The sequence below is a fragment of the Ruegeria lacuscaerulensis genome, assembly GCF_013034745.1.
In the GTDB taxonomy this organism is placed as follows: domain Bacteria; phylum Pseudomonadota; class Alphaproteobacteria; order Rhodobacterales; family Rhodobacteraceae; genus Ruegeria; species Ruegeria lacuscaerulensis_B.
On the sequence record NZ_WQGP01000005.1, the window covers coordinates 112,998 to 125,526 of the forward strand.

Below are 12,529 nucleotides of genomic sequence, written 5' to 3' on the forward strand. Positions count from 1 at the left end.
AAAAAGGCGTGCTATGTTTCGATTGGACGGATACAAAGCAGTTGTTATCGGTGTCGCAAACGATCAGTCGATTGCGTGGGGATGCGCGCGTGCGCTTCATGCACAAGGCGCAGAGATCGCGCTGACTTATGTAAACGAAAAGGCCAAACCATACGTCGTCCCGCTGGCTGAAGAGGTTGATGCAAAAATCTGTCTTCCGCTGGATGTGCGGGATGCAGACCAGACAAACGCCTTGTTTGATGCAATCCGGGCGCAATGGGGCCGGATTGACACTCTTGTGCATTCTATTGCCTTTGCGCCACGCGATGATCTGCACGGAAGGGTTATTGATACCTCGGCCGAAGGGTTTGGGGTGGCCATGGATATTTCTGTTCATTCGTTTCTGCGCATGATCCGCATGGCCGAACCGCTGATGGTGCGTGGCGGAACATGTATGACGGTCTCGTTTCTTGGGGCGACTCGGGTTGTTGAAAACTACAATATCATGGGGCCGGTGAAGGCCGCTTTGGAAGCCTCGGTGCGCTATGCCGCTGCAGAACTGGGGACCAAAGGCATTTCGGTGCACGCTCTGTCGCCTGGCCCTCTGAAAACCCGCGCGGCCACCGGGCTGTCCGATTTTGATGCACTGTTGAGCGCCGCTGCCGAGCGTGCACCCACCCATCAGTTGGCGACCATCGAAGATGTCGGTGCCTATGCCGCGTTTCTTGCAAGCCGCGAGGCGTTCAACGTGACTGGCGGCGTACACCCCATCGACGGTGGGTACAGCATCGTCTGAGGAAGGATTGACCTATGGCCCGGAATTCAATTGCGAAAGAAAATGCATCGCACCCTTCAACCGGTGAAAAAACCACAGCGACCGTAAACAGCAACGTGCTTGATGCGATTTCTGGTGTGCTTGATCAATCTGGTATGCAGTACCAAATTTTGTCGCAAGCCGCCACTAATCAGGCACAGAAAATAACTGAGCACCATTCAAACCGGTCTACGAAATGGTCAAACGATCTGCGAGATCTTGCGGTGCAATTCGCGCAGACGAAATCCGTAGGTTCGGCATGGACGGACTATATCAAGGATGCAGGTCAGCGCGTCGCCCTGACGATGGACGTCTTGCGCGAGCGCGGAGACGTTTTCCTCGAACATGAAGCGGCCGGTTGCCCGCCAGTGCTTGTCTATGACTACGAAGTGATGGTTGACGGGAGGGAGCTCGACCGGCCCTGCAACTATCAGCTTTTGCGCATTGTTCCCCCTCAAGGGATCAACGTAAACGATCACAAACGCCCCTACATCATTATTGATCCTCGTGCTGGACATGGCGGTGGTATTGGTGGGTTCAAGTCCGACAGCCAGGTCGGCGTGGCGCTGGCGAAGGGCCACCCGGTATACTTTGTGAGTTTTGGCCGTGACCCGGTCGAAGGACAGACACTGGCGGATGTGATGCATGCCGAAGCTGGATTTGTTCGCACCGTCAGCGCGCGTCACCCAAAAAGCCCGCAACCTGTTGTGACAGGAAACTGCCAGGGCGGCTGGGCGACCTTGCTGATGGCGGCCTGCAACCCCGATCTGACTGGGCCTCTGGTGCTCAATGGTGCGCCGGTCGCACCTTGGTCGGGTGAAGTTGGTGAAAATCCAATGCGCTACAATGGTGGGATGCTTGGCGGTACATGGCAGCCGATGCTCTGGTCAGATATGGGGAACGGCAAATTTGACGGTGCCAATCTGGTGATGAATTTCGAGCAGCTAAATCCCAGCCGCAACTACTTTGGCAAGTATTTCGACCTGTACCGCGATCCCGAAGCCGGCCGTCAGCGTTTCATCGATTTTGAGCGTTGGTGGGGCGGTTTCTTTCTTCTGAACGAGGCCGAAATTCGATGGATTGTCGAACAACTGTTCGTTGGAAACCGGCTCGTCAAGAATACCGCACAACTGGAACCCGGAGTTCCCGTAGATCTCAAGGCGATCAAAGCGCCGATTTTTGTCTTTGCAAGTCATGGCGACAATATCACGCCGCCGCAACAGGCTTTGAACTGGATCGCTGAAACGTATGCGGACGAAGAAGAGATACGAGTACGCGGCCAGCGCATTATTTACATGCTTCATGATGAAGTGGGGCATCTGGGCATTTTTGTTTCCTCCAAGATTGCGCGCAAAGAGCACACAGGCCTTGCCTCTACACTTGAAACAGTCGAGGCAATGGCACCCGGTCTTTATGAAATGGTCATTGATAACATCGAAGGGGACGGGGTCGAAAAATCCTTCGAAGTTCGGTTCGTCGATCGAACGCTTTCAGATGTCGCTGCATTGGATGACGGTCGCCAGGATGAAACCAGCTTTGCCGCCGTGGCGCATATGTCGGAAGTGCAAGCGGGTGCCTATGAAACCTTTGGTCGCCCAGTCGTGCAAACAATGTCGACACCGGTGACAGCGCAGGCTTTGCGCGATGCGCATCCGCTGCGCGTACAGCGTTCTTCGATGTCTTCGAACACAGTTATGGGGAAAGGGATCGAGAAACTGGCGCAGGACGCCAGAGCGCAGCGCGCGCCAGCCGATGCTGACAACCTGTTTCTAAAATGGGAAAAACTCACCGGTGAATGGATCGAGCAATCGATGGATTTGGGCCGTGATTTGCGCGACGCATGGTATGAGGCAACCTTCTTCGCCACTTGGGGCGGGCCGTTCGCAACTTGGTTCGGGCAAGAGTATTCCAAGCGCCGAACCCTGCCAGACCCAGCGTCTTTGCGCAATTTGCCAGAGGTCAACACGGTGCTTGCGCATATGCGGCAAGGAGGTCTGCCCGAGGCGGTCATTCGAATGCTGATCTTATTGGCCGACAGTCACAAAGGCTTTCGCGCTGAGATTCTGCACCGCTGGGCGCATATCTTTCGGCACGAAGCGCCGTTCAAATCCATTTCGGTTGTAGAACGTCAACGTATGTTGCACGAGCAGACTCTGGTCGCCACTTTCGATCCGAAGGGTGCAGTCGAGACGTTGCCTTATCTGTTGCCTGACGAGGAGCAGCGCACTGAAGCCGTTGATCTGGTCAAACGCATCATAGGGGAAGTCAAAACACCTTCCAAAGAACTTGAAGAGATGGCCAACTTGCTTTTGCGCGTTTTGGACTATCGTCCCGATGCTGAAACGGGGCCAAAGGCGGCGTCGCAGACGTCAATGGCAAAGTCTTGAAATCGAATGGCGACACAAAATCCAGTCAGAATTGAACTGATTCCATTGCTTTAGGCCTGCAATCTCTATTAGCTTGGAGGCAACCGGATTTACCAAATCAATATTAAACCCTCCGAGCGCACTGGTTCGGTGGGCAGTTTGAAGGTGGAAAGAAAAATAAACTCTTAATCATGCGACTTAGGGTAGGCGATGTCTCAGAGTCTCTTGAAATATACTCGTGTTCTGGAAATCGTTGGGGATACGATCAAAGTTAGGGTTCCGTTGGACGGATCGGCTGAAGCAACCGTTAGGTTCAACGATCTGGCAGTGATCGAAACCATCGACGGACACAAAACGCTGGCGCAGGCGATTTTCATCGACCGGGATGTGGTGACGCTGCAGGTGTTCTCGGGCACCAAGGGTATCTCGACCGAGGCGACAGCCACTTTTCTGGGTCATCCTATGCAGACGCCCTATTCGGCCAATATTCTTGGCCGCGTCTTTGACGGGGCAGGGGTGGCAATCGACGGTGGGCCGGATCTGTCATCCGAGCCGCGGATCGAGATTGGCGGGCCGACCGTAAACCCTTCGGAACGCGCAGTGCCCAACAAGATGATCCGCACGGACGTGCCGATGATCGACGTGTTCAATACTCTGGTCGAAAGCCAGAAAATCCCGATCTTTTCGGTCTCGGGCGAGCCGTTCAATGCCTTTCTCAGCCGGATCGGCATTCAGGCGGATGCGGATATCGTAGTCTTTGGCGGGCTGGGGCTGATCTTTGACGACTATCACACGTTCCGGACGTCGTTCGAGGATGCGGGCGTGTTCTCGCGCACTGTGATGTTCGTCAATCAGGCGATGGACCCACTGGTGGAACGGCTCTTGGTGCCGGACATGGCGCTGGCGGTGGCCGAGAAATTCGCGGTCGAGGAAGGTAAGCGGGTATTGGTGCTACTGACCGACATGACCGCCTATGCCGACGCGATGAAAGAAGTGGGAATCAGTCAGGAACGCGTGCCCTCGCAGCGCGGCTATATGGGCGATCTCTATTCCCAACTGGCGCGGCGGTACGAAAAGGCGTGTGACTATGCCAAAGGCGGTTCGGTCACTGTACTGACTGTCACGACGATGCCCGGCAATGATGTGACCCATCCGGTGCCGGACAACACGGGCTATATCACCGAGGGGCAGTTTTACCTGCATTCGGGGGTGATTGATCCGTTTGGCAGCCTGTCACGCCTCAAGCAGAACGTGATCGGCAAGACCACGCGTGAAGATCACGGGCAGATCATGAACACGATGATCCGCTTCTATTCCGAAAGCCGCGATGCGGCGCAGAAACAGGCGATGGCCTTTGATCTTTCGGATTACGATCACCAGTTGCTGAAATTCGGCGCGCTGTTCCGGGCGCGGTTTATGGACATCAACGTCTCGATCCCGCTCGAGGACGCGCTGGATCTGGGGTGGAAGACGCTGGCCGAGTGTTTCCAGCCTGAACAGTTGCTGATGAAGCAGGCTTTGGTCGAGAAGTATTTCCCAAAGGATACCGATGGCGCGGTTGCAGCTGAATAAATCGTCGCTGGCTCGTCAGCAGACCCAGCTGAAAAGCTATGAGCGGTTCCTGCCGTCGCTGGACCTCAAGCGCCAGCAGTTGATGGCGGAACGTGCCAAAGCCCGCGAAGACGTCCACCGCCTGCAGCAAGAGGTGCACAATCTGGCGCAGCAGGTCGGGGAAAAACTGCCGATGCTGGCGCAGCAGGGGGTCGACCTGGACGGGTTGGTCGAGTTGAAGGATTACCAGTTGAAAGAGGTCAACGTGGTCGGCGTCAAGATGCCCGATCTGGACCGAATCGAAGTTGCCGTGCGACCCTATTCGCTGTTGGCCAAACCACATTGGGTCGATGCCGCCGCCAACCTGTTGCATGACATGATCGAGGCGCGGCTACGCGTGAAGGTCGCCGAAGAAAGGGTGCGCATTTTCGACAAGGCCGTGGCCACGATCACGCAACGGGTCAACCTGTTCGAAAAGGTTCTGATCCCACGCGCCAAGGCCAATATCAAGAAAATCCGCATCTATCTGAGCGATGAGCAGATGCAGGCGGTTGTGCGCTCGAAAATCTCCAAACGCAAACATGCGCAGGAGGCGCTGACATGAGCGTCGCGCGGCTGAAGAAACTGTCCCTCGTCGGACCCGCCGCGCATAAGGGCGACACGTTAGAGGCGCTGCAAGGGCTGGGCTGTATGCATGTACTGCCGCTGGCGCCTCTACCCGCCGAGCCGGAAAAGATCAGCGAACGGGGTGCGCATGATGCCTATAAGGCGCTGCGCTTTTTGACCGACGTGGCCGACCCGCGCCGCCAGATACAACGTGACCCTGCGTTCGATATGGACCAGTTCGTGCGCTACGTGCTGGACCTGATGCAGCGCACCCGAGAGGCAACAGATCGGCGGGATTTTCTGGCGCACCGGATTGGGCAAGTCCGCCCGTGGGGGGATCTGGATTTTCCGCCCAATGACGTTCTGGCGGGCAATCGGCTGTGGTTCTACCAACTACCGGTGAAACACCGTGAGGCGCTGTCCGAGGTCAAACTGCCCTGGGCCATTCTGGAACAGGATCACCGCTATATCTACGCTGTGCTGGTCGCGCCCGACGATCCGGGTGATGATATTCTGCCGGTGCCGCGTACCCATACCGGATCGCTGCCGATCCATGAGCTTGAGGCGCAGCTGGAAGAGGCCGAGATTGCGATCGAGGCGCTGGAGGCCGAACGCATCGCCCAAACCCGCTACCTGACGCTGATGCGCCGCAACCTGTCGGCGGCGGAAAGCGCGGCTGAACTCGCCCATGCCACGCAGAAGGTTCGCGACGAGGGCGCGATGTTTGCCCTGCAGGGCTGGGTGCCTGAAGATCGTGTGGATGCGGTGCTGGAGATGGCGCAGGCGCGAGACGCCGCTGTTCTGATCGAGGAACCGGGCCCGGATGACGCCCCTCCGACGCTGTTGGAGCAGCCCGAAAACCGCAGCGCAGCGGTCGATCTGGCGCTGTTTTACCAGATACCGGGCTACCGGGATTGGGATCCCAGCATCATCGTTGCGGCCTCGTTCGCGATCTTCTTTGCGATGATCGTGGCGGATGCGGGCTATGGCGCGGTGATCCTGCTGGGCCTGCTGGCCTTCTGGAAAAAGATGGACAAGTCCCCGGCGCAGCGGTCGTGGCGGCTCTATGGTGTGATCATCGCGGGTGCGACGGTAATTTACGGTGTCATGGTTGGCAGTTATTTTGGCGCGTCCCCGGCAGAGGGGTCGATCTGGGCGCGGCTCAAGATACTGGATCTGAACAATTTCAACGTGATGATGATGATCTCGATCGTTGTTGGCGTGTTCCATCTGGTGCTGGCCAACGCACTGGCCGCGCGGGCGGCGTGGGGGCGGCGCAGAGCCATTGCCAATCTGGGCTGGATTGCCGTGCTGATCGGCGGGTTCGTTCTGTGGCTGGCTTACATGAACGACGGCGCGACATTGCCCGGAGCGGTGCTGATGGGCGCAGGCTTTCTGGCGATCCTGCTGTTCACCAGCGAGCGTCAGATCACCAAACCCACCGATTGGCTGTGGCGTCTGATCGACGGGCTGCAGGGGCTGGCGGGGGCGATGGGGGCGTTTGGCGATGTTCTGAGTTACATGCGCCTGTTCGCGCTGGGGCTAGCCTCGGCCTCGCTGGCGATCACGTTCAACGATCTGGCGGTCCAAGTGATGCAGGCGCTGAAAGGGCCGGGCATCCTGTTCGGGCTGCTGATCCTGATTGCCGGGCATCTCCTCAATTTCGCACTCGCACTGATGAGCGGCGTCGTCCACGGGTTACGTCTCAATTACATCGAATTCTTTAAATGGGGTCTGCCGGATGAAGGCATCGTCTTTCGCCCGTTCGCCCGCAAGGAGGTTCAGGAATGAATGAGCTTGTACTGACATTGGGTTGGCTGGGAATCTATGCGCCCATGGCTTTGGGTGCGGCGTCTAGCGCCATTGGTTGTGCCATTGCGGGGCAGGCCAGTATCGGCGCGATGACCGAGACCGAGGGCGGCTATGGCCGGTTCATCGGCGTCTCGGCCTTTCCGTCGACCATGGTGATCTACGGCATCGTGATCATGTTTACCCTGAACCGCGATGTGACGCCGGAAAACGCGGGCGGGTTGTTCGGCATCGGCATCCTTTCGGGGATTGCGCTGATGTATTGCGGCATCTGGCAGGGCCGGGCCTGTGCGGCGGCGATCAATGCCACGAAGGAGAAACCGGAAATCTTCGGCCTGTCACTGGCCCCTGCGGCGATCATAGAAGGCTTTGGCGTTTTTGCCTTTGTCTTTGCCTTGGTCATTAGCGCGGGGATCAGCTGATGGCACAGGACGGAATGATCTCGCACGGGGTCGATGCGCTGATCGACAAGCTGCGCAGCGACGGTGTCGCGGCGGGGCAGGCGGATGCAGACAAGTTGCGTTCTGAAGCCAAGGCCGAGGCGGCGAAGATTCTCGCCGATGCCAAGCGCGAAGCGGATGAGTATCAGAAAAAGGCGCGCACCGAATCCGACAATTACCGTGCCGCCGGGGAAGAGGCGCTGAACACCGCCATGCGTGATGCGGTGCTGACCATGAAGGCGGGCCTGACCGACCGGTTCCGCGAAGATGTCGAACGCCTTGTCACCAAAGAAATGGCTGACCCCGAGATGCTGAAACAGATGATCCTTGAGGTCGTCGGGCGCGGGGCTGAAGGGGCCAAGCTGGGCGGTAAGGTGCAGGTGATCCTGCCTGCTAAGGTGGCCACGCAAGAGGATATCAAGCAGAACGCTGACGATATCCAGTCGGGCAAGCTGACGAAATACGTGCTGGGCCTGACCGCCGACATGCTACGCGAACAGGTGGAACTGCACGCTGCAGACAGCACGCAGGATGGCATCCGGGTGCAGGCCGAGGATCAGGGCGTGGTGCTGGACCTGACGGACAAGGCTGTTGCCTCCTTGCTGATGGAGCATCTGCAACCCCGGTTCCGTGCCGTGCTGGAAGGGGTGATCCGCTGACATGTCGGACCCCGACGCCTATATCGCGCTAATCAGCAGCCTCCCGGGCTCGGAGCGGTTGTTCGTCGCCAAGCAGCCCCCGATCTCGCGCCTTCGCCTGGACCGTCGGTTGCGCGCGCTGGCGCGTGAGGATGCGCAGGTGCTGCGGGTGTTGGAGCACGCTCTGAATTGGGGTGACTACGATATGGACGTGACAGACGTGCAGGCCGTCGAACGGTGCAAGGCCGCGCTGGCTGATATCCCGCAGCCGACCCTACAGAAGCTGTTTCTGGAGCGGATGGACTTGCGTACCGCCGTAGCCGCTTTGCGCCTGCGCAAACAGGGCGGAAGCCCGCCTACCGGAACCTTCGGCATGGGCCGCTGGGCCCGCCACATCCCGGCCAACTGGAGCGATCCGACCTTCAAGCTTGAGACCTCGATGCCGTGGCTCAAGGAAGCGCAGCAACTGCTGGAGGCCGAGGACCCGCTGGGTCTGGAGCGGCTTCTGCTGTCGGTTAGCCATAAACAGCTGAAACGCCACGCCGCCCGCCATCTGTTCGATTTCGAGGCCCTAGCGATTTACGTTCTGATCTGGAATATTTTCAACCGCTGGGCGCAAAGCAATGCGCAGGATGCGGCAACGCGATTTGAAAAACTGGCGCAACAGGCAATGGCCGACGTCGCCGATATCGACTTTGAGGGAGCCTACGCATGACCGCCGCAACCCCCGTCACGCAAACCGCCACTGCCCGCGTTGTCTCGGTGCAAGAGGGGCTGGTGCAAATTCAGGCCAACGCAGATGCCTCGGGCGCGCCGGGGCAATTGGTCAAGAACGAGGTGGTCTTCATCCTGCCCACGCGCCCAGGCCCCGGTGGTCGTCAGGAACGTCTCAAGGCCGAAGTGCTGCGCGTGCGCGGGGATACAGCGGATGTGCAGGTCTATGAAAGCACCGACGGCGTGGCCGTGGGCGACCCGGTGGAGCAATCTGGCCAGTTGTTATCGGTCGAACTGGGTCCGGGTCTGCTGGGTCAGGTGTTTGACGGGCTGCAATCGCCCTTGCCCAAGGTCGCCGCTGAGTTTGGCACTTTCCTGCCGCGCGGCGCGGACGTGGCCCCGCTGGATACGCTGGCGAAATGGTCGTTTACACCTTCGGTAAAGGTGGGCGACACGGTGACAGCGGGCGACAGCATCGGTACGGTGCCCGAGGGGCGGTTCGAGCATAAGATCATGCTGCCGTTTAACTGGGTTGGCGATTACAAGGTCGTCTGGGTCCAGAAAGGGGCTGCCATGATCCACGACATCGTGGCCCGGCTTGAGGATGCGCAGGGCGGCGAACACACGCTGACCCTGTCACAGAAATGGCCCGTCCGGAGGGCGTTGCCGGAAAACATCCTGAAGCGCGCCTTGTCTGAACGTCTTTACCCGACCGAGCCGGTTCTGACCTCGCAACGCCTGATCGACACGTTCTTCCCTATCGCGCGCGGCGGGACGGCCTGTATTCCCGGCCCGTTCGGTGCAGGCAAGACCGTGCTGCAGAACCTGATCGCACGGAATTCCAAGGTCGATATCGTGATCGTTGTCGCCTGCGGCGAGCGCGCGGGCGAGGTGGTGGAAACTATCGCGGAATTCCCCAAGATGACCGACCCGACCTCGGGCGGCAGCCTGATGGACCGGACAATCATCATCTGTAACACCTCGTCCATGCCGGTCGCTGCGCGCGAGGCGTCGATCTTTACAGGCATCACACTGGGCGAATATTACCGCCAGATGGGCTATGACGTGCTGCTGATTGCCGACAGCACCAGCCGCTGGGCGCAGGCCATGCGCGAGACTTCGGGCAAGCTTGAGGAAATTCCGGGTGAGGAGGGCTTCCCGGCCTACCTGGAAAGCTCGATCAAGGGTCTGTACGAGCGCGCAGGCGCGATGAAGACCAATGACGGCGCGTTGGGCAGCCTGACCCTGATCGGCACGGTCTCACCCGCCGGGGGCAATTTTGACGAGCCGGTCACGCAGTCGACCCTGTCTACGGTCAAGTGTTTCCTCGGCCTGTCGTCCGAGCGCGCTTACAAGCGGTTTTACCCGGCGGTGGACCCGATGCTCAGCTGGTCACGATATCTGGATCAGCTGTCCGACTGGTATGACAAGAATGCCGAAGCTGGCTGGACCGGCAAGGTCCGCGATCTGCTGGCGCTTATCGAAAAGGGCGAACAGGTCGATCAAATGATGCAGGTGACGGGCGAAGAGGGCGTCACGATCGAGGACTTTGTCACCCAGCAAAAAGCACTGTTTGTGGACATGGTTTATCTGCAGCAGGACGCCTTTGATCAGGTGGACGCAACCGTCCCGCTGGAGCGGCAGAAGATGACCTTCAAGCTGGTCTATGGCGTGACCCAATCCACCGCCGATTTCGCCGATAAAGCCGAAGTACGTCAGGTGTTTACGCAGCTGACAGGCTTGATGAAGAACTTCCACTACGCGGCCGAAAATACACCTGAATTCAAATCAACTTGGGCACAGATTGAAAGCCTGTGCCGGGAAAAGTTCGAAGTGTGACACGCCAAAAGCCGGCCCCTTAGACAGCTACTATTGTGAGCGATCCGGTGGCCGACGCCACCGTCAACGCAGCTGAGGTCGACGCGCGTGTCGATCTGTCATCGGGAACGTTCGATCCGGATAACGTGAACAGCTAGCCCGCAAAAAACGGCTTTTGTCTGCCCATGCAAAATTCCGAGGGCTAAATTTCACAAATCAGTTACATCTTTTTGGGTTTTAAATGATCCAAGTCAAAGTCCTGTTTGATTTTGCTTTGCACATTTCACGCAACAGCTTGCAACGAACCTGGCCGGACTGAACGGAAGATCATCGGGCACGCAGGCAGCTTAGCTTTCATTCTCGGTATTTTCAGAGGATCGTTCAAATGAAGTTCAAGTTCCCTACTGCATACACCATTCTCTTTGCTTTGATCGCAGTGGTTGCGATCGCCACTTGGTTCGTGCCCGCCGGTCAGTATGACCGAGTCGCAAATGAACAGCTGGGCAAGGATGTCCCGGTTCCAGGCAGCTATCAGGTAGTTGACCCGCAGCCGCAGGGCTTTTTCGACGTGGTTCTGGCACCGATTGCGGGTTTCTACAATCCCGCCACCTATGAGGCTCAGGCCATCGACGTTGCGCTGTTTGTTCTTGTGATTGGAGGCTTTCTGGGGATCGTAGCCCATACCGGAGCCATTGACGCAGGCATCGCCAAAGCGATGGCAAGGATGGAGGGGCATGAAAAGTGGATGATCCCCATCCTGATGGCGTTGTTTGCTGCAGGCGGCACCATCTATGGCATGGCTGAGGAATCGCTGGCCTTCTACACCCTGATCATTCCGGTGATGATTGCGGCGGGTTATGACGCCGCAGTAGGTGTGGCGATCATCATGCTGGGCGCGGGCGTGGGTACGCTGGGGTCCACCATCAACCCCTTTGCCACCGTGATCGCTTCGGACGCGGCGGGGGTACCGTTCACCAATGGGATCATGCTGCGCTTTGGACTGCTTGCGGTCTGCTGGCTGGCCTGTGTCGCGTTTGTCATGCGCTACGCGGCGCGGGTCAAAGCCGACCCTCAGCTGTCGATCGTCGCCGACAAACGCGAAAGCAATGAAACACATTTCCTCAAAGGCAAACGCGAGGGCGATGCGCCTGTCACCTTTACGGGCACCCATGGTGTAATCCTTGTGATCTTTGCAGCCAGCTTCGGCGTGATGATCTGGGGCGTATCCGTCGGAGGTTGGTGGATGGCCGAGATGTCGGGCCTGTTTCTTGTGGCCGCCATCGTCGTCGGGCTGATCGCACGGATGGGAGAAGAAGAGTTCACTTCGACTTTCGTGGATGGCGCGCGTGATCTGTTGGGCGTGGCGCTGGTGATCGGGATTGCACGTGGCATCGTTATCGTGATGGATGCTGGCAGTATAACGGACACGATCCTGTATTGGGCCGAGGGTGCAGTGAACGGGTTGGGTCAGGTGGCTTTCATCAATACCATGTTCGGGCTGCAGGGGCTGTTGTCTTTCCTGGTGCCGTCCTCATCGGGTCTGGCGGTTCTGACCATGCCGATCATGGCGCCACTGGCGGATTTTTCGAACGTGGACCGTTCTTTGGTCGTCACGGCCTATCAGTCCGCTAGCGGTCTGGTGAATCTGATCACGCCGACCTCGGCTGTGGTGATGGGTGGCTTGGCGTTGGGACGTGTGCCCTATGAACGGTGGTTGAAATTCACCCTTCCGCTGCTGGGTGTACTGATCGTGATCATCATGGTCGGTCTCAGCCTGTCGGCAATTGCGTAAGG

10 protein-coding genes are annotated in these 12,529 nt (G+C 58.3%); all 10 read left to right on the plus strand.

The window, feature by feature from the left end; genetic code table 11:
* Positions 1-13: 13 nt before the first annotated feature.
* Positions 14-775, plus strand: a complete 762-nt coding sequence (fabI, locus tag GOV79_RS11560; RefSeq protein ID WP_170789888.1) for an enoyl-ACP reductase FabI — start codon at positions 14-16, stop codon at positions 773-775.
* 14 nt (positions 776-789) lie between these two features.
* A complete protein-coding gene (locus GOV79_RS11565; RefSeq protein WP_170789889.1) occupies positions 790-3,180 on the plus strand; it encodes a DUF3141 domain-containing protein in 2,391 nt (796 codons plus the stop codon).
* 189 nt (positions 3,181-3,369) lie between these two features.
* On the plus strand, positions 3,370-4,731 hold the full coding sequence (locus GOV79_RS11570; RefSeq protein WP_170785689.1) for a V-type ATP synthase subunit B: 1,362 nt from the start codon (positions 3,370-3,372) through the stop codon (positions 4,729-4,731).
* On the plus strand, positions 4,709-5,314 hold the full coding sequence (locus GOV79_RS11575) for a V-type ATP synthase subunit D (protein ID WP_170789890.1): 606 nt from the start codon (positions 4,709-4,711) through the stop codon (positions 5,312-5,314). Before GOV79_RS11570 ends, GOV79_RS11575 begins: the two co-directional genes overlap by 23 nt.
* Positions 5,311-7,107: a V-type ATP synthase subunit I gene (locus tag GOV79_RS11580; protein ID WP_170789891.1), complete on the plus strand. Its 1,797-nt coding sequence runs from the start codon at positions 5,311-5,313 to the stop codon at positions 7,105-7,107. Before GOV79_RS11575 ends, GOV79_RS11580 begins: the two co-directional genes overlap by 4 nt.
* Positions 7,104-7,547, plus strand: coding sequence for an ATP synthase subunit C (locus tag GOV79_RS11585; protein ID WP_170352721.1), 444 nt, complete (start codon positions 7,104-7,106; stop codon positions 7,545-7,547). The genes GOV79_RS11580 and GOV79_RS11585 overlap by 4 nt, the downstream gene beginning before the upstream one ends.
* Entirely contained in the window at positions 7,547-8,224 is a 678-nt protein-coding gene (locus GOV79_RS11590; RefSeq protein ID WP_170789892.1) for a hypothetical protein, read from the plus strand. The genes GOV79_RS11585 and GOV79_RS11590 overlap by 1 nt, the downstream gene beginning before the upstream one ends.
* A 1-nt stretch (position 8,225) precedes the next feature.
* Complete coding sequence (locus GOV79_RS11595) at positions 8,226-8,918, plus strand: hypothetical protein (RefSeq protein WP_170789893.1); 693 nt, start codon at positions 8,226-8,228, stop codon at positions 8,916-8,918.
* Positions 8,915-10,756, plus strand: coding sequence for a V-type ATP synthase subunit A (locus GOV79_RS11600; RefSeq protein ID WP_170789894.1), 1,842 nt, complete (start codon positions 8,915-8,917; stop codon positions 10,754-10,756). Before GOV79_RS11595 ends, GOV79_RS11600 begins: the two co-directional genes overlap by 4 nt.
* A gap of 364 nt (positions 10,757-11,120) precedes the next feature.
* Positions 11,121-12,527 (plus strand): YfcC family protein, encoded by a 1,407-nt coding sequence (locus GOV79_RS11605; RefSeq protein WP_170773236.1) that lies wholly within the window; start codon positions 11,121-11,123, stop codon positions 12,525-12,527.
* Positions 12,528-12,529 lie beyond the last annotated feature (2 nt).

What these genes read in the sequence shown, in the direction of transcription:
- GOV79_RS11600 (WP_170789894.1), top strand. Translation starts at nt 8,915, where the DNA reads ATGACCGCCGCAACCCCCGTCACGCAAACCGCCACTGCCCGCGTTGTC.
- GOV79_RS11575 (WP_170789890.1), top strand. Translation starts at nt 4,709, where the DNA reads ATGGCGCGGTTGCAGCTGAATAAATCGTCGCTGGCTCGTCAGCAGACC.
- GOV79_RS11605 (WP_170773236.1), top strand. Translation starts at nt 11,121, where the DNA reads ATGAAGTTCAAGTTCCCTACTGCATACACCATTCTCTTTGCTTTGATC.
- GOV79_RS11590 (WP_170789892.1), top strand. Translation starts at nt 7,547, where the DNA reads ATGGCACAGGACGGAATGATCTCGCACGGGGTCGATGCGCTGATCGAC.
- GOV79_RS11580 (WP_170789891.1), top strand. Translation starts at nt 5,311, where the DNA reads ATGAGCGTCGCGCGGCTGAAGAAACTGTCCCTCGTCGGACCCGCCGCG.
- fabI (WP_170789888.1), top strand. Translation starts at nt 14, where the DNA reads ATGTTTCGATTGGACGGATACAAAGCAGTTGTTATCGGTGTCGCAAAC.
- GOV79_RS11565 (WP_170789889.1), top strand. Translation starts at nt 790, where the DNA reads ATGGCCCGGAATTCAATTGCGAAAGAAAATGCATCGCACCCTTCAACC.
- GOV79_RS11585 (WP_170352721.1), top strand. Translation starts at nt 7,104, where the DNA reads ATGAATGAGCTTGTACTGACATTGGGTTGGCTGGGAATCTATGCGCCC.
- GOV79_RS11570 (WP_170785689.1), top strand. Translation starts at nt 3,370, where the DNA reads ATGTCTCAGAGTCTCTTGAAATATACTCGTGTTCTGGAAATCGTTGGG.
- GOV79_RS11595 (WP_170789893.1), top strand. Translation starts at nt 8,226, where the DNA reads ATGTCGGACCCCGACGCCTATATCGCGCTAATCAGCAGCCTCCCGGGC.